Raw genomic sequence first — 19,984 nt, 5'->3', positions numbered from 1 at the left:
ATATCTGAAGCGCCCGGGAACCGTGAAAGAAGGAGTCCACCAGCAATGTCGTAACCTTGTTCCATCCCGTCGTAATCTTCCCCCGTAATGGCATGGTCGAGGTACCCGCCGGCCCAGCTTCCCCCTCCGCCCGCAACGTATTGGGCAGCGCGCAGGATTCGACCTGTTGCGCGAGGGAAGAGATACCCGCCTTGGCCAGCGACTACACCGCCGAGGAACCCGCCGGCAGCGGCTCCCAAACCGCCCCGCGTCGACCAATCATTTCGAGGCGTGGTCCCGTAATACATTCCCGTGTTGACCGCACCTCCGCCGATGCCGTTGGACACCGCAGACCTGACCATCTGCCGTCCCGGCAACCTCGCGATGTAGCTCCCAGCACGCGTGCTGACACGGGAGACCCCCGAAGCCACCGCAGAACCAGCCCGCGAGGCAGCCGCCGAGACGGCCGAACCCGCCCGGCTTGCCCCCGAAACAGCTGCGGAGCCGATGCGGCCCGCAGCCGGCAGCAACCGCGAGGTCACCGCGGTTCCGGCACGTCCGACTCCGGAAGCGACAAGGCCACCCACCCGTCCGGCCAAAGGACCGGCAACCAGCCCGACAGCTCCCGTCAGGGCCACCTGCCCCCAGTTCACATCGCCGGTCGTGGCCTTCTGAATGATCGTGTCCGCACCGGCACCGATCAGCATCATCCCACCCCGCACCCAGGACCGGCGCCAAGGGATCGGTCGACAGGAACCCGCGAACGGACGGGTCATACGCACGCGCCCCCAGCCACTCCAGCCCCGCAACCTCCAGCCCGCCACCACCGGTCAGGCCGACACCCGCCGGCAACACACCGACAGGCCCCTCGCCACCAGGCGTCGCACCCAATAGGTAAGGGGCACCGATGACGGCCCACGGATCGAGCTGATCCGTCGGACGCGCCGCACGCCACCCAGCGCTCGCCCACCCATCACTGAGACCGGTCACACCGCCCGGCAAGGATAGAACCTGCCCGCCGCCGATCCCGGCCAACGTCGGAACCGGGTTCGCCGTATCCCACCAGAGCTCGGCACCGTCGACACCTGCCAGCTCACCCAGGGCATCGACCCACAAGTTGTGCCGGGAGACCTCACCACCCTCCGGGGTACGCACGGTCGATCCCGCCAGGGAACCATTTGAACCCCAGGCATACTCCGTCCACGACCCATCCGGGGCGATCAACCGACTCCGCCGGCCCAACCCGTCATACACGTACTCGACACGGGCACCGTCGGGCTCCGTCACCGCGAGCAACTGTCCCGCAATGTCGTACTCATACACCCGCACGCCATCCGGCGTAGTCTCGCGCAGCAGGCGGCCGCCGGCGTCGTATTCCCACCCCGAGTGCGTGCCGGCGCCACCAGCCCGCGTGGTGGCAGCGGTGACCATCTGCCCGGCGCCGTCGTACCCGTACCGGGTCACCGCCCCGGCACGCGTCAGTCCCGTGATCCGGCCCTCGGCATCCCGGCCGATCAGCGTCACATCCGTTGCGCCAGCACCGCTGCGATCAGACCGGCTGTGCTCGGCCAGGTATCCATGCCGGTAGACCCATTCCTGCACCAGGTCCCCCACCGTCGCGCACGTGATCCGCCCCGATGCATCGTGGGCGAACACCGCCGGGCCCAACAGGGAATTCTCCACGGCAACCACCTGGCCGGCGGCATCACGCGTGTACCCCGTCACCGTCCCCTGGGCGTCGGTGAACCGAACGCGGTTCCCATCCGCGTCGTACTCCCACGACAGGCCCGCCCCACCACGGGTGCGGCCCGTCAGCAGCCCCCGCCGGTCGAACGACAACTCCTGCTCGACCGCCAGCCCGTCCGGGCCCGAATAATCGGTGACCACCACCCGGCGGCGTACCAGGTCCCGCTGGAGCGCGGAAACCAGCTCCCCGTCCACCGAGACGGAAACCTCGCGCCCGGCGGCATCGTAGGCCCAGGACGTGGTTTGCCCGTCCGGATCCGTCCGGGACAGCAGCCGCCCCGCGGGATCATATGTCGCGGTGCTCACCCGGCCCAGCGGATCGGTCAACGACTCCACCTGGTCCGTGTCCGTATAGGTGCGCGTCACCACCCCTCCCACCGGATCGGTGACCCGTAGCAAACGCCCGCGAGCGTCGTACTCGAAGCGGGTCCGCCCGCCCACGCCATTGACTGTCTCGGTCAGCTCCCCCGCCACGTTGTACTTGAACCGGCGCGTGCCGTTCCAGGCATCCTGCGAAAACGTCAGCCGCCCGGCCTTGTCGTATGCGTACCGGGACACGCCCCGCCCGGGATTGCGGTGCAGCAAGAGTCGTCCGCACGGATCGTACTCGAACCTCTCCACCTCGCCGGTGGGCAACGTGCGGGCGGCGACGCGCTGGTCGGCGTCGTAGGCCAACTCGGTGACGGCACCCAACGGGTCCGTGGTCCGCCACGGCCGACCACACGCGTCATACTCGTACCGGGTCACCGCGCCCGTCGGGGAGGTGACCGAGGTGATCTTCCCGGCCACGTCGCGGCCCAACACCGTCAGCCCGCCCTCGCCGTCGACAAGCTCGACCGGGTTCCCCGCCGCGTCATAGGAGATGAGCTCCGCTGAGCCGTCCTCGGCCTCCACGCGCAGGGGGCGGCCGTACTCGTCAAAGCGAATGGTCGAGGAGGCAAACGCCTCCGACAGCTTCGCCGTGCCGGTCTTGCGGTCCGTACTGGAATCCGTGCGGACGCCCGTCGGGTCAACGACGGCGCTCAAATTGCCGAGAGAGTCGTATTCCCGCGCCCAGTCATGGCCGGCGGGATCCTTGATGCCGACCAGGCGGGAAAGATCGTCATGGACAAAGCCCCACCGGGCGCCGTCCGGCAACACCGTGCCGGTCACGTTGCCCAGCTCATCGAAGATCCGCTCGACACTGCGGCCCAAGGGGTCCACCGTCCGGGCCAGTTCGCCGTTGGCGGCATACTGAAGCTCGGTCCGCCCGCCATCGGGGGCGACGGAGGCGGTGATCCGCTCCGCCTGGTCGTGTTCAAAGGCCCAGACGCCGCCGTCCGGGTTCTCGCGACGCACCAAGGCACCCGATGCGTCGTAGGCGAAACGGGTCTGCGCGCCGGAGGGGCTGATCGCCGCGACGGGACGGCCCGCGCCGTCGCGAACGATCCGCGCGAGATCGCCGACCGCGTTGCGGGTCGCGACGAGGTCGCCGAACCCGTCGTACTCGAACCCGATCTCGACCCCGACCGGGTCGATGACCCGGGCCAGCAGCCCGTTGCGCCAGTCCAGCTCGGTGCGCCCGCCCAACGCGTCGATCATCGCCGACGGATCGCGGCAGATGTCGTCGGCATATTCGTACGCCACGACGGCGCCGGATGCCGTCACGAGGGTGGTGATTCGGTCCTGTCCGTCCCACCCGTAGGTGAGGTCGGCGCCCTCCGGAGTCACGGTCCGGATCCGCCGGCCCCTCTCGTCGTAGGCGTGGACGGTGACCGACCCGTCGCGCTCGGTGAAGGAGACGAGGTTCCCGTGGGCGTCATAGGCCATGGACTGGCGCCGGTCATCGCTGTCCAGGACGCCGACCAACCGGCCCCTGGCGTCGGCGATCCACGCGTTCGACCGCGACCCGTCCTCGTCGGAGACGGCCGTGACGCGGCCCGGCAGGTACGCGAAGCGTGTCCTGCGCCCGTGCTGAGTCACCTGCAGGGCAACCCTGCCGTGTTCGTCATAGGTGTTCTCGGCCTCGAGGACGCCCGCGGCCGAAACCACGGCGTCGATCAGGCACTGGTCGTTCCATCGGTACATGCGTGCGCCCAGCTCCGTGGCCACGGACGTCAACCGGCCGGCGGAGTCGTATCCGTACTCGACGCGCCGCCCGTCCGAGGCCCTGACCACGGCGACAAGCCCGTCGGCATAGTCGATCTCGAGGAACCTGCCCCGCACCTGCGTCAGCCGCGTCACCTGCCCGGCACCGGCGCCCTCGGCGGGCCGGTCCCGGTGGACGGACACGGTGCGCCCCGGCCCGGCCCCAGTCCCGACCCAGACGCCGGCCAGGGTGTAGGCCCACCAGGCGCCCTGTTTGTCCCGGATGACCAGCAGCTCGGAGGTGCCCTCGCGCAGGGAATCCAACTCCGCCAGGCCGTCCGCCGCGGCGGACTCGCGGGCCAGCCAGTAGTTCTCGCCCACGCAGCGGCCATACCCGGCCCCTTCGCGCGGGAAATCCACGGCACGGCCGTCGGCCATCACCCAACGGCACCCCTCGTCGCTGAACCTCAGCTGCTGGTCCAGCACCGAGGCCCAGCCCGGGCCGAATACCCCGGGGCTCTCCAGGGCCGAGGGCAGCGAGTTGTACATCCGGGAGAAGTCCAGTAGCGAGGCCATGCCCATGAAGGACAGGTCGGTTTCCGGTTCGATGAAGTTTCCCGTTGCCGTGTTCACCGGGTCGTTGGCGAACCCGGTCGTGGGGATCGCTCCCGCGGCCGTCGGCGGATCGACCTGAAGAACGGCACGTGAGGCATCGACCCCGGCTGCGGCAAGGGCCTGCGCCAAGGCGGCATACGAGACGCTTGATACGGCGGCGTCACCGCCGGCGGCCTCGAATGCGTCGGCAACCACCGAGGCCCACATCGCGTCCGCCTCGTTGGCCCTCAGATACTCGCGGTACCCGCGCATCAGGCCCGACGCCTCGATCTTCCCCCAAGTACATGTCGATGCGAAGTCGGCCAGCGCGCGCTCGAGCCTCCCCGGTTCACCCTCCAGCGAATCGTTCAAGCCACGCGAACCCCTGACGAAGGAACGCAAATCGGAAGGCCTTGCCGACGACACCCCACCGGAAGAGCCGCCGGATCCGGGCGCGGGATTCTGCCGCTGCCCCGTGCTTGCCTCCGCCGGAGGGAATGTCGGGGACGCCCCCGCAGCCATCGCCGGGCGCGGTTCCTCACCGACGAACCAGTCCCAGCCCTTCTCCAGGATGTTCCTGTCGTTGTGCTGGCGCACCCACTCGTTGTTCGTCCTGGGCCGGGCGTCTTCTTCACGCGCAGCCTCAGTCATCTGACGTACAAAGCCGGCGACCTGCCGCAACGCCTGCGCCAACACCCGCGCGTCGCCGGCCGCCGTGGCCGCGTTGGCCTCGAAAATTTGGGAAAAATGCCCCCTGAAGTCCTGCCCCGCCGATGACGCGTGCGACGCCCGGGCTCCGGCCTGCCCTTCGATCCTGGACGCTGCGAAGTCGAATCCCAATGACGCCGACATAGCCGCCAAATAGTCATAACGGCCGCCGTCGGAAGCATCCGAGTTCGGCAGCAACATTGGAAGGAAGCGGCTGACGTGACCGATTCTGTCCGGAGACCTCGTCGCCGTCGATGTTTCTAGCATCCTTGCGACCCGGATGATGCTGAGGCACCCATCGTTACTGTGTTGCGTATAGGGCGGTCGCCGTCGAGACCGCGACGTTAAGCGAGTCGACGCCACCAATCATCGGTCTTCCTAACTCGGAGATCGACTGCCGTTGAGGTCCCAGTCAACAGCTCGTTTCCCTCGCGGCTGGGGTGACAGCGCGCTCAAGGTTCGCATGGGCAGGGCTGGGCTCTCCCAAACTCAGCACCAGAAGCGGCGATGCGCTAGCGGAAGCCCGACTTGAACCTCACCGCGGTGATCACGACCCAGAAAGAGGCACAGACACCTACAAACCCCTTAGTCCCCTCCGTCGGGCGGACAGAGTCATCCCCAGGTGCGACGGACGGGCAGCTTCAGTGACGCGTGCTGGGCCGCCCAAGGCGCGCCGCCGCTCGGGCAGCCCCGGAGTATGGAACAGCTGCGCCGGACCAGGCATCGACGGCGCTCCGTTCCGTGGAGGTGCGGTATTCGAGGGATTGACAAAGAGAACGGCACCGGGGCGCGATGGAAAAGTCCAACGGGCCCCGGTGCCGTGCTCCGGGATGAATCGACCGCCCGCCGCGGGAGCGAAGGGCGCGGATCACCGCTTGCGCTCCTACCTGAGGAAGAAGCGGGCGACCGTCCGGTCGCTACCAGCCGCGCTCGGCCAGGCGGTGCGGTGCCGGGATGTCGGCGACGTTGATGCCGACCATGGCCTCGCCCAGGCCGCGGGAGATCTTCGCCAACTCGTCCGGGTCGTTGTAGAAGGTGGTGGCCTTGACCACGGCGGCTGCACGTTGTGCCGGGTTGCCGGACTTGAAGATTCCCGAGCCCACAAACACGCCGTCGGCGCCCAGCTGCATCATCATGGCCGCGTCGGCAGGGGTGGCGATGCCGCCGGCGGTGAAGAGCACGACCGGCAGCTTGCCGGTGGCCGCGATTTCCTTGACCAGCTCGTACGGGGCCTGCAGTTCCTTGGCCGCCACGTACAGCTCGTCCTTCGGAAGGGCCGCGAGCTTGGCGATCTCGGCGCGGATCTTGCGCATGTGCCCAGTGGCGTTGGAGACGTCGCCGGTGCCGGCCTCGCCCTTGGAGCGGATCATGGCAGCACCCTCGTTGATGCGGCGCAGTGCCTCACCGAGGTTGGTGGCGCCGCAGACGAAGGGTACCTTGAACGGCCATTTGTCGATGTGGTGCTCGTAGTCGGCCGGGGACAAGACCTCGGACTCGTCGATGTAGTCGACACCCAGGGACTGAAGGATCTGCGCCTCGACGAAGTGGCCGATGCGGGCCTTGGCCATGACCGGGATCGACACGGCATCGATGATGCTGTCAATCATGTCCGGGTCGCTCATGCGCGAGACGCCGCCCTGGGCGCGGATATCGGCCGGGACGCGCTCGAGCGCCATGACGGCGACGGCGCCTGCGTCTTCGGCGATGCGGGCCTGTTCGGCGGTGACAACATCCATGATGACGCCGCCCTTGAGCATTTCCGCCATGCCGCGCTTGACGCGGTCGCTACCTACGGTAGTTGCGGGGGTCGAGACGCCTTCGTTTTCAGACACCTTGGTTTCCTTTCAATAAGGTGAGCAGTATGCGAATCATCGTAGGACGAGGACGTAACAAAGACCTCGGGCATGTCGTCACAATTCAAAACCGGTAGACAAGTCTCCTGGATTTTGGATGCTGCCCACCTTCAAGCAAAGCACCAAATACCGCTGGATCATAGGGTTTTGGCGGCGGGCCACAGGAAACCTGCCGAGCGCAAGCCCAAGTCCACTTCGGGGCGCCCGGCCCTGAATTCCCGCGGGGCGTTTCTCGCGGTCGGGATAGCTACCGGCGGGTTGCCGCGGCTGTTGGCGTGTCGCTGCCCGCCATGGGTGGGCCGGGGCAGCCGCGGAAGATTTCGTGACAGATTTCCGTCGGCACCCTTGAATCACCCGGTCCGGGCAGAGCGGCATTTTCCGCAGCGGGACTTAAATGAATGGACCGCCGCGCACACGCACGGCGGCCGATTCACGGGTTTCTCGTCGTCAATTAGTCGATCTCAAGCCATCCGGCGGCAAGATCGTCGCGGATGTCGCTCAACGTGGCGGGGATCGCCTTGGTCTGGGCGATGATCGGGAAGAAGTTCCCGTCGCCGGCCCAGCGCGGCACGACATGCTGGTGCAGGTGCGCGGCGATGCCCGCTCCCCCGGTGACTCCCTGGTTCATGCCCAGGTTGAATCCGGTGGGACGCGACACGTGCCGCAGCACCCGCATGGACTTCTGCGCCAGGGCCGCCATCTCCGCGGTTTCCTCCTCGGTGATGTCCGTGTAGTCCGGAACGTGCCGGTACGGGCAGATGAGCAGGTGCCCCGGGTTGTAGGGGAAGAGGTTCAGGATCACATACGCCGTCTTGCCGCGGTGCAGGATCAACGCGTCCTCGTCGCTGCGGGTCGGCCCGACACAGAACGGGCAGGCCTCCTCGCCCTTGTCCCGGTTTTGGCCGGCCTTGATGTAGGCCATCCGGTAGGGAGTCCACAGGCGCTGGAAGGAATCGGGCACCCCGGCGATCTCGAAATCGTCGGTGATGGCCGCGTCCTGTTCCTCCTGCGAAATACCCTGCGGTGCTTCGATGGCGTGTTCGCGCGTGGACTCCCCCATGGACTCTAGGCTTCCCGGTTCTTCACCGCGGCGACGATGCGTGCCACAGCTTCGTCCACCGGCACGCCGTTGTCGGTGCTGCCGTCGCGGAAGCGGAAGGACACCGCACCGGCCTCGGCATCCTCGCCGCCGGCGATGAGCACGAACGGGATCTTGTCCTTGGACGCGGTGCGGATCTTCTTCGGGAAACGGTCCGAGGAGATGTCGGCCTCTGCCCGGATGCCCGCGGCCTTGAGCTTGTCGATCACGTCGAACATGTACTCGTTGAAGGCCTCGGCCACGGGGATGCCCACGACCTGGACCGGCGAAAGCCAGGCCGGGAAGGCGCCGGCGTAGTGCTCGGTGAGCACGCCCATGAAGCGCTCCACGGATCCGAAGAGGGCGCGGTGGATCATCACCGGGCGCTGGCGGGTGCCGTCGGCCGCCTGGTACTCGAGCTCGAAGCGCTCGGGCAGGTTGAAGTCCAGCTGGATGGTGGACATCTGCCAGGTGCGGCCCAGCGCGTCCTTGGCCTGCACGGAGATCTTCGGTCCGTAGAACGCCGCTCCCCCCGGATCCGGGACCAGTTCCAGGCCGGAGGCCTCGGCAACCTCGGACAACGTCCGGGTGGCTTCCTCCCAGATGGCGTCGTCGCCGACGAACTTCTCCGGGTTCTTGGTGGAGAGCTCCAGGTAGAAGTCATCCAGTCCGTAGTCCTTGAGCAGCCCCAGCACGAAGTTCAGCGTCTCGGTGAGCTCGTCCTTCATCTGCTCCTTGGTGCAGTAGATGTGGGCGTCGTCCTGTGTCATGCCGCGCACGCGGGTCAGGCCGTGGACCACGCCGGACTTCTCGTAGCGGTAGACCGAGCCGAATTCGAACAGGCGCAGCGGCAGTTCGCGGTAGGAGCGTCCGCGCGAGCGGAAGATCAGGTTGTGCATCGGGCAGTTCATCGGCTTGAGGTAGTAGTCCTGGCCGGGCTTGCGCACCGTGCCGTCCTCATTGAGCTCCGCGTCCACGTGCATCGGGGGGAACATGCCGTCGCGGTACCAGTCCAGGTGCCCGGAGACCTCGTAGAGGTGGCCCTTGGTGATGTGCGGGGTGTAGACGAACTCGTAGCCGGCCTCCACGTGGCGTGCACGCGAGTAGTCTTCCATTTCCTTGCGGATGATGCCGCCGCGCGGGTGGAACACCGGCAGGCCCGAACCCAGCTCGTCGGGGAAGGAGAAGAGGTCCAGCTCGACGCCGAGTTTGCGGTGGTCGCGGCGCTCGGCCTCGGCGATGCGCTCCTGGTAGGCCTTGAGGGCATCCTTGGTCGGCCAGGCCGTGCCGTAGATGCGCTGCAGCTGCTGGTTGTCCTGGTTGCCCAGCCAGTAGGCGGCCGAGGTGCGGGTCAGCGCGAAGGCGTTGGAGATCAACTTGGTGTTGGGCAGGTGCGGGCCGCGGCACAAATCGCACCACACGGTGTCGCCGGACTTGCGGTCGACGTTGTCGTAGATGGTGATTTCGCCGGCGCCGACCTCGACGTTGACGCCCTCGCCGGCGGAATCGGCCTCGTTGGCCTTGTTGAGCAGCTCGAGCTTGTACGGCTCGTTGGCCATGGCCTTGCGGGCCTCGTCCTCGGTGACGACGCGGCGGGCGAACTTCTGGTTCTGGTTGACGATCTTGAGCATCATCTTCTCGAGGGTCTTCAGGTCCTCGGGAGTGAACGGCTCGGCGACGTCGAAGTCGAAGTAGAAGCCGTCGGTGATGTACGGGCCGATGCCCAGCTTGGCGTCGGGGCGCAGCTGCTGCACGGCCTGGGCCATGACGTGCGCGGTGGAGTGGCGCAGGACCTCGAGCCCGGCGGGCGAATCGATGGTCACGCGCTCGACGGCGGTCCCGGCCTCCAGCGGGCGGGCCAAATCTCGCAGCACGCCGTCGACGTGCATGACAACGACCTCGCGGTCGTCAAAGTACAGCTCGGCCCCGGTAGTGCCGGCATTCACCTCGCGTTGTTCCCCATCGACGGTCAGTGTGATTTGCTCAAGCACTACGGCTCCTCGTTTCGTGGTTCGGCTTCATGGCTTGTGGCGTACGGTGGCCACAGCCAGCCACCACCCAGCTTAACCGACTTCCGAGCCTGCCAACCAATCCGCAACGTGGCTTGTCATGTCCCCTGCGCCATACGGCCCGTCGACATTCTGCCGCGGGCGCGGGCCTACGTTCCCGGCCGCCCGGGGCCAGCATCGAAAATCCGGGGCAGAACCACCCGATCCGACCCCCGGCGGGTCTCTTCGGGCCGCCGACGCCGGGCCCCCATCGTTGGATGGCCGACGAGTCATCCAACGATGTGGGCCCTAACCTTGGCTATCCGACGCGTTGTCCAAGGTTAGGCCCCTAGCCTTGGTCATGCCCGGCGCAATCAAGGGTATTGAACGCCTGTGGAAACGCCCGGGAAGTCACAACACGCGGAGCATCTTTCCGAGAACCCGGAGATTGTTCAAGTACGGCCGCACGGGGCCCCTATTGCTTGTCGGCAACCCGGGTTAGCATCTAGCCATGGAAACCCGTGTGAATCTCAGCAAGTCCGACCCTGCGGCCTATGCAGCACTACTGGCCATGAACAAGGCCGCCAGCGAGGCGGCCGATGCGGCGGGGATCGATCCCAAGTTGCGCGAACTGCTCAAGGTCAGGGCCTCGCAGCTCAACGGCTGCGCCTATTGCCTGCGCATGCACACCCGCGACGCACTCAAGCTCGGAGAGACGACCGACCGGCTGGCGGTGGTCGCGGCGTGGGCCGACTCCGAGTACTTCACTGCCGTGGAACGCGCGGCCCTGGCATTGTGCGAGTCCATCACCATGGTTTCGGTTGACCATGTCCCGCGCGGCGTCTACACGATGGCCTCCGCGGTGTTGTCCGACGAACAGATTTCCGCGGTCGCCTGGCTCAGCGCGGCCATCAACATGTTCAACCGGATCGCAATCACGTCCCGCTACCCGGTGAAGCCCTGATGCTTCCCGGACCAGGATCAAGACACTGAAGGCCCCGGCGGTTCATCAAGGCCAGGGACGATCGGGATTTCGCTATTGCTCGAGTTCGTGCCGGCGAAAGCGCAGTTCCCGCTCCGCGCCGCGCAACGGGGAGCCGTCAAAAGGCAACGCCGCCAGGTCGATGGCGGAGGCTGCTTTAAGCGCCAGGTGGCTGGCCGAGGCGGCCGCGCGCTGCGGCAGGCCCAGGGACGCGGCAAATTCCGCCCAATGCCTGGCCTTGAGGTTCTTGGTCTTTCCGGCAATCGGCAGCGCCATGGTGTCATCGCCGTAGAGCAGGGTGCACGGGACGTCGTACATCGGGGACATCTGGAAACCGCCGCCTTCGGTGCCGAGGACCGAGAGGTTCTTGGCATGGAGATCCCCGTTCCCGGTCAGCCAGGCAAAGAGGAACTGGAGGTAGAGGTTGCGGCTTGCCACCACGGGGGCGATGCACAGGCGCGCCAGGGCCATGGCCACTTCCTCGGAGGCGACGCCGTACTTGGCGGCCGGCGGCAGCCCCATCACCTGCGTCCCGTCTTCCAGCGGAAGGCGCCGCCACCGGCCGTCGGCGCCGGGTCTCCGGTCAAAACGGTCAATGAGCAATCCGGGCAGGTGGTTCCGGTCGTGGATGATCCGACCGGAGGCCACGGGGATCTTCAGGTTTTTTGCCCCGGCGAGGTGCGCCGCCTCGTTGTCCACCAGGTGCGGGTTCTCGGCCGGATCCAGTTTCAGCAGATACCGCTGGCCGCGCGTGGCCAGCGGGGTGGTGAGCATCGAGGCGCTGGCCTTGTCCTGCACCCCGGGCAGGCCGTGGCGGTCGACCGAATTCGCCAGGGAGGCGAAGTCGAGTTCGGCGGGGGTTGAGGCATCTGCCAACACCTCGGGCTCGGAAGGGGGCTGGCCGGCGGGCACCACCTGCACGTCGCCCGGGACATCCGCCCCCACGGCCAACAGCAGGGTCAATTCGTCGTCGAAGCTGGTCTTTGCGGCGTTTTTGAGCACGGTCAACCGGTGCCCCTCAGGGAGCAGGCCCGCAAAGAATGCGGGCAGGGCACCATGGGGCGTTTCGACCGCCTCGGGCATGAGCGGCAGGGAAAATGCGACGGGCACTTGCTTCTCGGCGAGGTACCGGGCGAGATAAGTGAAACGAATGCCCCCGGTATCCAGCCGTGACAGCTCCCCCGCGAGGGTGCCGTTCTTGTAGACATCGGCCCGCCGGATGCGCTTGAGGCCCTGCAGGTCGAGGCTCACCGTGCGACACCGACCTTAAGCCCCAGCACGTCGAATACGGACACCACTGCACGCAGCGACGGGTTGCCGGTGGCGGTTTCCAGTGCGCGGACCGTCCGCTCGGAGACGCCTGCCAGATCTGCCAGGTCCCCTTGGGTCAGCCCTGCTTCCTTGCGGGCGCGACGGAGCTCCCGGGCGAGGGCCGAGACGGCGTCCATGTCACTCCTGTGGGCGGCAATATGCTGCCGCTATCGTGGTCTACCCTCACCATGATCCACGAATAACCCACATTCGGCAATATCCTGCCGAAAGAGGCTTATGGCACTCAAGTAATCCGCATCCAGGCCCAATTCGGCAATTTATTGCCGGTTCCGGGCATTACCCGTTGGGCCGGGTCGGCAGGTACTGCACCGCCCACTTGTTGCCGTCGGGATCGGCAAAGTAGACGAAATGGCCCCAGTCCAGCACCACCACGTCGCTGACGTCAACCCCGTTGGCCTTCAACTGGTCATGCGCCGCCTGGATGTCACTGACCACCATCTGCAGCATGGGCGCGGTCCCGGGAGCCGCGTCGACCAGGCCTTCGCCGATGGTGATTGAGCAGGCCGAGCCCGGCGGGGTCAGCTGGACGAAGCGAATCGAGTCGGTGGGCCGCTGGTCGTGGTCGGCATTGAAGCCCACCTTGTTGACGTAGAAATCCTTGGCGCGGTCCACATCGGACACGGGGACGAAGACTAGCTCCAATTTCCAATCCATGCTGCACACGCTAACGCCGCGGCCAAACCCGTGTAAAGGCTTGCGGGCGCGCAAGCGCCGCGAGCTGGTGTCCTGTGAATAGATGTGTAAAGTGTGAATAAATAGAGTTCACGCCAATTCACCGACAGGAAACCCGATGCCCGACAGGGAAAATCCGTTCCGCCCGACCTTCGGCAGGACTCCCCCGGAACTGATCGACCGCTCCGACACCTTGGAGGAGTTCGAATACGGCCTGCGCATCCGCTCCGGCGTGCTGGGCCTGCTCACGATCATCACCGGGGCCCGCGGCGTCGGGAAAACCGTCATGCTCAACGAGGCCCAGGGGCTGGCACAGGAACAGGGCTGGGCTGTCATCTCCGAGACGTCCACCCCCGGCTTCCTGGCCAGGATCGCCGATTCCGCACTCCTGGTCGACGAGGAGCTGGGCGACGGCCCTCCCCCGCGGAAGATCCTGGCGTTCACCGCTGCGGGATTCGGTGTCACCACGCAGCTTCCCCGGGGGCGCCAGGTCGAGTTCCGCAACCTCGGGGCCAAGCTCTTGCGCCGCCTGGACGAAAACGGCACCGGGCTGCTGATCACGCTGGATGAGATCCAGGATGCCGACCGCAGCGAATTGCTGCAACTGGCCGCCGTCATCCAGCACTGGGTGCGGGACGGGCTGCCCATCAGCTTCGTGTGCGCCGGGCTGCCGGCGGCGATCTCCGACATCCTCAACGAAGGAGTGGCCACGTTCCTGCGCCGGGCCGACAAGATCGACCTTCACTCCCTCGAGGTCCGCGACGTGAGGGATTCCTATGCCCGGCAATTCTCGGCGGCCGGGATCCGGCTTCCCGACGGGTTCCTGGAGGAGGCCGCCGAGGCGTCCTTCGGATACCCGTTCCTCATCCAGCTGATCGGCTACTTCCTGTGGAAGGAAGCCGAGAGGGGCTCGGGCGTGGTTGACCGGGAGTCTGCGGACAAGGCCGTTGCCGCCGCCCTGAAGCGCAACATCCGCATGGTGGTCGGACCGGCCATCTCCAAGGCCTCCGACAGGGACATGGACTACCTTCGGGCGATGTCCCACGACAACGGCCCGTCAAGCACCGCCGCGGTGGCCGCGCGCATGAAGGCATCCCTGCAGCTGGCCGCCAACTACCGCGCCCGCCTCATCGAGGCGGGGCTGATTGAACCGGCCGGGCGCGGCGAGGTCAGGTACTCGATCCCCGGGTTGCGCGAGCACCTGCTCACCGGGGAACGCCTGGGCTAGCGAGCCAACGGGACCCGGCCGAGATCAGGCTCCCAGGTAGCCGCGGGTGTCCAGGTCCTCGTCGGCCATGAGCCTGGCCAGCGACTTGCCCTGGGCGGAGGGCACGGGCTTGGCGGCGGAGCTGCCGAAGGACTCGTTGCGCGCCCGGGCGGGGTCCGACAGATGGCCCGGCGCCGGAAGCGTGGATTTGGCCGAGAGGTCCCAGGCATCCAGCGCCTGGAGGCTGATGCCGCGGGGCCCGGTGCGGCGGGTGAGCCCGTGGATCAGCAGCAGCCGGGTGGAGAAGAGCAGCGGGCCGCAGCGCTGTTGGGCCTCGTGGAAGAACGTGGCATCGACGCAGCCGGTGCCGTCGTCCACCGAGATGAACACGACCCGGCGTCCGCCGCGCATCGGCGGGGTCTGCGTGGCCACCCGCACCCCCGCCACCAAGACCTCGGTGCCGTTGCGCATCCCCAGCAGGTCCTGCGCGCGCGAGACGCCCAGGGAGTCCAGCAGCGGCGCGTGGGATTCCATCAGGTGCGCGCTGACGTCGATGGACATCAGGTCCAGCTCGGTGCGCACCACCTCCTCCAGCGGGGTGTGCGCCGCACCGATGGCCATGTTGGAAAGCTCCACGTCCCCCAGCGGCAGGGCCAGCTGCCCGGGGATCGGCCGGTGGCGCTGCGCCGGCGCCTTGCCCGGCCGCGTGCGCAGGTGCTCGAGAAGGTCGGCGCGGTTTCCGCGCCCGATCCCCGCCTGCAGCGAGTCGAAGGCCCCCAGTGCGGCAAAGTGGTTCAGCGAGGTGCGGGTGAGCCCGGAGCGGGCGCGCACGTCGGCGATCGAGTCGTAGGGCTGCCCGGCGGCCACCCGGGCGACCTCGCGCTCGGAGACCGAATGGATCCCGCGCAGCGAGAGCCGGATCCCGTACCTGCCCGGGGGCGCGGCCCCCGGGGCGCGCGGGACCACCGGCAGCCGCGCGGGGGGCAGCAGCCCGTCGAGCCGCTCCACCTTGTAGCCGGGCGCGGAGCGGTTGATGTCCAGCGGCAGGATTTCGATGCCCATGCGCCTGGCCTCGGCGACCAGCAGCCGCTTGGGGTACATGCCCGGGTCGTGTTCCCAGATCCCGGCCAGGAAGGCCTCCGGGTGGTGGGCCTTGAGCCAGGCCGAGTGGTAGGTGGGCACGGCGAAGGCGGCCCCGTGGGCCTTGCAGAACCCGAAGGAGCCGAAGGCCGCCAGCGTGTGCCAGACCTCGTCGATGACCTCCAGGGAGTAGCCGCGTGCCAGCGCCCGGGAGCGGAAGAGGCCCTCCACCGCCGGCTCGGCCTTCGGGTTGCCCAGCAGCCGGCGGTACACATCGGCCTTGGCCAGCCCGCAGCCGGTCATCACGTGGAAGATCCGCAGCACCTGCTCGTGGAAGACGGTGACCCCGTGGGTCTCGGCGAGCGCGGGCGCGAGGTCCGGGTGGGGGTATTTTTCGGGTGCGAAGCCGTGGCGGTTTTCCAGGTAGGGCTTGACCATGTTGGATTTCATGGGTCCGGGGCGGAAGAGGGAGATGTCGATGATGAGGTCGTTGAATTCGCGCGGTGCGAGCTTGCCGATGAGTTCGCGTTGCCCGGGTGATTCGATCTGGAAGCAGCCCAGGGTGTGGGTGGAGCGGATGAGCTCGAAGGTGGGTTCGTCGTCGAGCGGGACCAGGGCGAGGTCGATGGCGCCGCGGGGCCCGATGTAGCCGGGGATCTGCCCGGGAGCTTCCCCCCGGTGTCCCCCCGCCTTCGCGACGGCGTGTGCATCGGGGTGGATGCGGGCGATTTCCTCCAGCGCGTAGGTGATGGCCGATTGCATGCGCACCCCCAGCACGTCGAGCTTGAGCATGCCCATGGGGTCCATGTCGTGTTTGTCGAATTGGCTCATGGGCAGTCCCAGTCCGCTGGGCTCCATGGGGGTGCGGTCGCGCAGGGTGGCGTCGGAGAGGATGACTCCGCAGGGGTGCATGGAGATGTGCCGGGGCAGCCTGTCGAGGCGTTCGGTGAGGTCCACGAGCAGGTCGAGCTGCTTTTCGGTGCCGAGGCGGTCGGCGAAGGGGGCGAGTTCGGGCTTTTCCTCCAGGGCCTCGCGGAAGGACGAGGCGGAGAAGCGCCAGAGCTGCTTGGCGATCACGTCGATGTCCCCCTCCTCCATGCCCAGGGCCTGGCCGGCGTCGCGTACAGCCCCCCGGGCGCGGTAGCCGTTTTGCATGCTCATGAGGCTGACGCGCTCATGGCCGAAGCGCTCGAAGATCCGTTGGTAGATGTCGTGGCGCCTGGCGGATTCGACGTCGATGTCGATGTCGGGCAGGGTGGCGCGGTCGCGGGAGAGGAAGCGCTCGAAGAGCAGGTCGTGGGCGAGGGGGTTTACCTGGCTGATGCCGATGAGGTAGTTGACCAGGGAGGAGGCGCCGGACCCGCGGGCGGCGGAGCGCACCCCCATCCCGGTGATCATGGAGCTGACTTCGGCAACGGTGAGGAAGTAGGGGGCGAAGCCGAGGTCGGAGATGGTGGACAGTTCGGCCTGGAGGCGGTGGCGCAGCACGGTGTCGTGCGCCTGGTTCGGCAGCAGGCGGGTGATGCCGGCCTCGGCGCGGGCGGCCAGTTCGGTGTCGGGGTCAGCGGTGATGCCGATGATGTGGGCCTCGGGGACCACGGGGATGCCCCATCCCGTGTCGGCGACGGGGTCAAGGCGCGCCCAGTCGGCGAGCGCGGCGGTGTTGCGCAGCAGGGTGGCCGCCAGCGCGGAGTCGGAGGCGGCGCGGGCGATCTCGGCGGCGAGGTGGTGCATGTGCCCGGCGGGCTTGAGCCAGCCCTGCCCGTTGGGTTGGATGTCGTTGAGGGTTTCCAGGGAGCTCAGCGCCCGGGCGGAGTCCAGGACGTCGGCGGTGGCGGCCCCGTCGGGTTCCGCGTACCGGACGGCGTTGGTCAGCACGGGGGCGATGTCCAGGGAGTCGGCGCAGCGCAGCATGCGGATGGCGTGGGCGGTGCTGAGCCTGTCCCCGGGGTTGTTCAGGTGGGTGGCGATCTCCACCCTCAGGGCGTCGGGCCCCAGGAGGGTGCGCCAGGTGCGCAGTGCGGCGCGCGCCTGGGGGTAGTGGCGGTGTCCGGTGGCCAGGCCGATGTCGGAGCCCGGTCCCAGCAGGATGGTCAGCAGCGTTTCCCCCTGCGGGCCGAGCGCATGGGCGGCCAGGTCCTCGCGGGTGATGCCGACATGCCCCTTGCGCATCCCCGTGGCGGTGGTGTCCAGGTGGGCGGCAGTGACCAGGTGGCAGAGGGCGGCGTATCCGGCGCCCTTGGCGTGCCCCTTGGCCAGGGCGACGATGCGTCCCGCCGTGCGCATGGGGCGGGGCTTGCCGCCCACGGCGCGTGCGGGCGCGGGCGCGGGTTCAAGGATGGCCAGGTCCACCCCGAGGATGGGGTCGATTCCGTTCTCGATGCAGGACTTGAGGTGCTTGACGCTTCCGTAGAGTCCGTCGCGGTCGGTGATGGCCAGGGCGTCGGCGCCATCGGCGAGCGCCGCGGCGACCAGGTCCCGGGGCCAGGACACCCCGTAGTGTGCGCTGAAGGCCGAGGCGACGTGCAGGTGGGTGAATCCCATGGCCGCTGCGCCTCCCTTGCCTTCCGCTTCCCGCTCCCCCTTGGGTCATGCGCTCCGGCGGGTGCCGGGGCGTGGCTTCGGGGCCCGGGCATCCTGTTGGAGCCGTGCCCGCGGGGGGATGACTCCATCATATTAGAACACGTGTTCTAATCAAGCCTTGCGGGACGGCAGGGCCGGCACCCCGCCCGGACGGAAGCGCGTATCCCGTCGCTGACCTGAGCCGGGACCCGTGTCGGTGAGAATGCCCACCCCACGCCCGGGCGGCTAGATCCCCTCGGTGGCCCCGAGCTTGTCGAGGGCCACCAGGTAGGCCTCGGAATAGCTGGGGAATTGCGGCACCATGTCGCGCAGGACCTTCAGCGGGGTCTCGCCCCTGATGGCCATGGATGCCAGGTGGATCCATTCGCTGGCCAGCGGGGCGATGGCCCAGGCCCCGACCAGGACCCTCCGGTGCCGGTCCACCAGGATCCCCAGGTCCCCGTGCGGGTCCTGTTCGTAGGTCCAGGGGCGGGCGATCGACTCGGGCAGGTTGACCCGGATGGAGACCGCGTCGATCCCGCGCCCCTCCGCCTGCTCGCGGGTCAGGCCCACGGCGGCGATTTCCGGGCTGGCGAACACCACGCGCGGGATCCCGTCGTAGCTCGCGCTCCGCTCCCTGCCCAGGATGCTGTCGGCGACGATGCGTCCCTGGTACTTGGCCACATGGGTGAAGGGCATGATCCCGGTGACGTCCCCGATGGCCCAGAGCCCCTCGGCGGCCCAGCAGTGCTCGTCCACCCTCACGTGCCCGCGCCCGTCGAGGGTCGCCCCGGCCCGCGCCACGTCCAGGCCTTCGATGCGCGGGGTGCGGCCGGTGGCGAAGACGACGGCGTCGACGGCAACCTCCCCGCCCTCGCGCAGGGCCAGGATGCTGGTTCCGTCCTCCCCGCGCCGCCCTCGGGCCACGGAGCTGTTGGCCATGACCTTGACCCCGCGCTCGCGCAGGTGGGCCTCGGCGAGCGCCGAGACCTCGGGTTCCTCGCGGCCCAGGAGCCGGGCGCCGCGATTGAGCACGGTGACCTCGACCCCGAATCCGGACAGGAAGAATGCCGTCTCCAGGGCCACCGCGCTTCCGCCCACGATGGCCACCGACTTCGGCAGCGTGTCGAGCGTGTAGACCTCGCGGTTGCCCCAGGCGGTGATCTCGTCCATTCCGGGGAATTCCGGAACCGCGGGCGAGGTCCCGGTGGCGATGATGATGTGGTGCGCCAGGTACTGGTTTCCGTTGGCCTCCACGTGGCCGGGGCCGGTGATGGCAGCCTTGCCGCGCACCACCGTCGCCCCGCGCTTGGCATACCCCTCGGCCTGGGCGCCGTCGTCGAGGTGCCGGGCCATGTAGTCGCGGTAGTCCCGCGCCTTCTCCCAGTCCAGGGCGCCCGCCGAGGCGCCGGCGGCCCCGTCGGCCTCGACGTTCACCTCGGGTCCCCGCAGGATGGTCTTGGAGGGGATGCAGGCCCAGTAGGCGCATTCCCCGCCGATGAGCTCGGATTCGAAGACCACGACCTTCTTGCCGGCACTCAGCAGCCGGTCGGCCGCGACCTCGCCGCCGGGTCCCATTCCGATGATCGCGGCATCGAATACTTCTTCCATGGAGCACTCCCGTGTTCGAGTTCCTCGCTGCCGTCATCCAGGCACCTTCCCCCCAGCCTTGCACCTCGCCCCTCCCGCGGCCAGAGCCGGGGGGTGACGCGCCCGTCCCCGGCCGGGCATCGGCGCCCCCGCAATTTCACGCTAGGCGCTCTCCCGGTAGGCCTCGGGCATGCGGATGATGCGCCAGCGGCCGGTCTCGACCTGGCGGGAAACCTCGAAGGTGCGCAGCGGCCCCACGCCGGCGAGCTTGACCTGCAATTGCCAGACCTCGTAGTCCACCAGCCCCGGGCCGCGCCCGCGTTCGGCGCGCAATTCCTCGGTCCACCACTTGCGCCGCTCGAACCAGCGCACCGGCTCGGCCGCCAGCTTGTATTCCCGGCCCTGCCAGCGCAGGCGGATCGGCACCCCCGCCGGCGTGCAGTCAACTTCGATCGACTGGGTAAAGATTCCCACTCGCCCACCACCCTTCCCCTCGCACCAATGCGCCCGTCGCCGCCAACCCCCGGGAGGGCGTGCGGCGGCCGC

12 protein-coding genes are annotated in these 19,984 nt (G+C 68.1%); 2 read left to right on the top strand and 10 right to left on the bottom strand.

Annotation, left to right across the window (positions count from 1 at the left end):
• Positions 1-258 precede the first annotated feature (258 nt).
• The 4 genes from KRR55_RS04575 to thrS all read right to left on the bottom strand — a co-directional run bounded on the left by KRR55_RS04575 (position 259) and on the right by thrS (position 10,016).
• Positions 259-5,238 carry a DUF6531 domain-containing protein gene (locus KRR55_RS04575; RefSeq protein ID WP_217387880.1) on the bottom strand — a complete coding sequence of 1,660 codons (4,980 nt, stop codon included), beginning with the start codon at positions 5,236-5,238 and terminating at the stop codon, positions 259-261.
• A gap of 773 nt (positions 5,239-6,011) precedes the next feature.
• Complete coding sequence (gene pdxS / locus KRR55_RS04570) at positions 6,012-6,926, bottom strand: pyridoxal 5'-phosphate synthase lyase subunit PdxS (RefSeq protein ID WP_217387879.1); 915 nt, start codon at positions 6,924-6,926, stop codon at positions 6,012-6,014.
• Between the two features lie 472 nt (positions 6,927-7,398).
• On the bottom strand, positions 7,399-8,007 hold the full coding sequence (locus KRR55_RS04565) for an HIT family protein (RefSeq protein ID WP_217387878.1): 609 nt from the start codon (positions 8,005-8,007) through the stop codon (positions 7,399-7,401).
• A gap of 5 nt (positions 8,008-8,012) precedes the next feature.
• Complete coding sequence (gene thrS / locus KRR55_RS04560; protein ID WP_217387877.1) at positions 8,013-10,016, bottom strand: threonine--tRNA ligase; 2,004 nt, start codon at positions 10,014-10,016, stop codon at positions 8,013-8,015.
• Between the two features lie 508 nt (positions 10,017-10,524).
• Between thrS and KRR55_RS04555 the strand changes: the two genes are divergently transcribed.
• Positions 10,525-10,977, top strand: a complete 453-nt coding sequence (locus tag KRR55_RS04555) for a carboxymuconolactone decarboxylase family protein (RefSeq protein ID WP_217387876.1) — start codon at positions 10,525-10,527, stop codon at positions 10,975-10,977.
• 72 nt (positions 10,978-11,049) lie between these two features.
• On the opposite strand, the gene KRR55_RS04550 is transcribed toward KRR55_RS04555, so the two are convergent.
• The 3 genes from KRR55_RS04550 to KRR55_RS04540 form a co-directional block, all read right to left on the bottom strand.
• On the bottom strand, positions 11,050-12,246 hold the full coding sequence (locus KRR55_RS04550; RefSeq protein WP_217387875.1) for a type II toxin-antitoxin system HipA family toxin: 1,197 nt from the start codon (positions 12,244-12,246) through the stop codon (positions 11,050-11,052).
• On the bottom strand, positions 12,243-12,443 hold the full coding sequence (locus KRR55_RS04545; RefSeq protein ID WP_217387874.1) for a helix-turn-helix transcriptional regulator: 201 nt from the start codon (positions 12,441-12,443) through the stop codon (positions 12,243-12,245). The genes KRR55_RS04550 and KRR55_RS04545 overlap by 4 nt, the downstream gene beginning before the upstream one ends.
• Positions 12,444-12,603: 160 nt before the next feature.
• Positions 12,604-12,981 (bottom strand): glyoxalase superfamily protein, encoded by a 378-nt coding sequence (locus KRR55_RS04540; protein ID WP_217387873.1) that lies wholly within the window; start codon positions 12,979-12,981, stop codon positions 12,604-12,606.
• A 136-nt stretch (positions 12,982-13,117) separates the two neighbouring features.
• On the opposite strand from KRR55_RS04540, the gene KRR55_RS04535 reads away from it, so the two are divergent.
• Complete coding sequence (locus tag KRR55_RS04535; RefSeq protein WP_217387872.1) at positions 13,118-14,227, top strand: ATP-binding protein; 1,110 nt, start codon at positions 13,118-13,120, stop codon at positions 14,225-14,227.
• 24 nt (positions 14,228-14,251) lie between these two features.
• Here KRR55_RS04535 and KRR55_RS04530 read toward each other — a convergent pair whose 3' ends face one another.
• The 3 genes from KRR55_RS04530 to KRR55_RS04520 all read right to left on the bottom strand — a co-directional run bounded on the left by KRR55_RS04530 (position 14,252) and on the right by KRR55_RS04520 (position 19,912).
• Entirely contained in the window at positions 14,252-17,830 is a 3,579-nt protein-coding gene (locus KRR55_RS04530) for a DNA polymerase III subunit alpha (protein ID WP_217387871.1), read from the bottom strand.
• Between the two features lie 264 nt (positions 17,831-18,094).
• Positions 18,095-19,459, bottom strand: coding sequence for a dihydrolipoyl dehydrogenase family protein (locus tag KRR55_RS04525; protein ID WP_217387870.1), 1,365 nt, complete (start codon positions 19,457-19,459; stop codon positions 18,095-18,097).
• Between the two features lie 141 nt (positions 19,460-19,600).
• On the bottom strand, positions 19,601-19,912 hold the full coding sequence (locus KRR55_RS04520) for a hypothetical protein (RefSeq protein WP_217387869.1): 312 nt from the start codon (positions 19,910-19,912) through the stop codon (positions 19,601-19,603).
• Between the last annotated feature and the right edge of the window lie 72 nt (positions 19,913-19,984).

It is taken from the genome of Paeniglutamicibacter quisquiliarum (assembly GCF_019084045.1).
GTDB classification, from domain to species: Bacteria; Actinomycetota; Actinomycetes; order Actinomycetales; family Micrococcaceae; genus Paeniglutamicibacter; species Paeniglutamicibacter quisquiliarum.
Note: the sequence above shows the minus strand (reverse complement) of the source record. Positions and strands in the feature narration are given on the sequence as shown.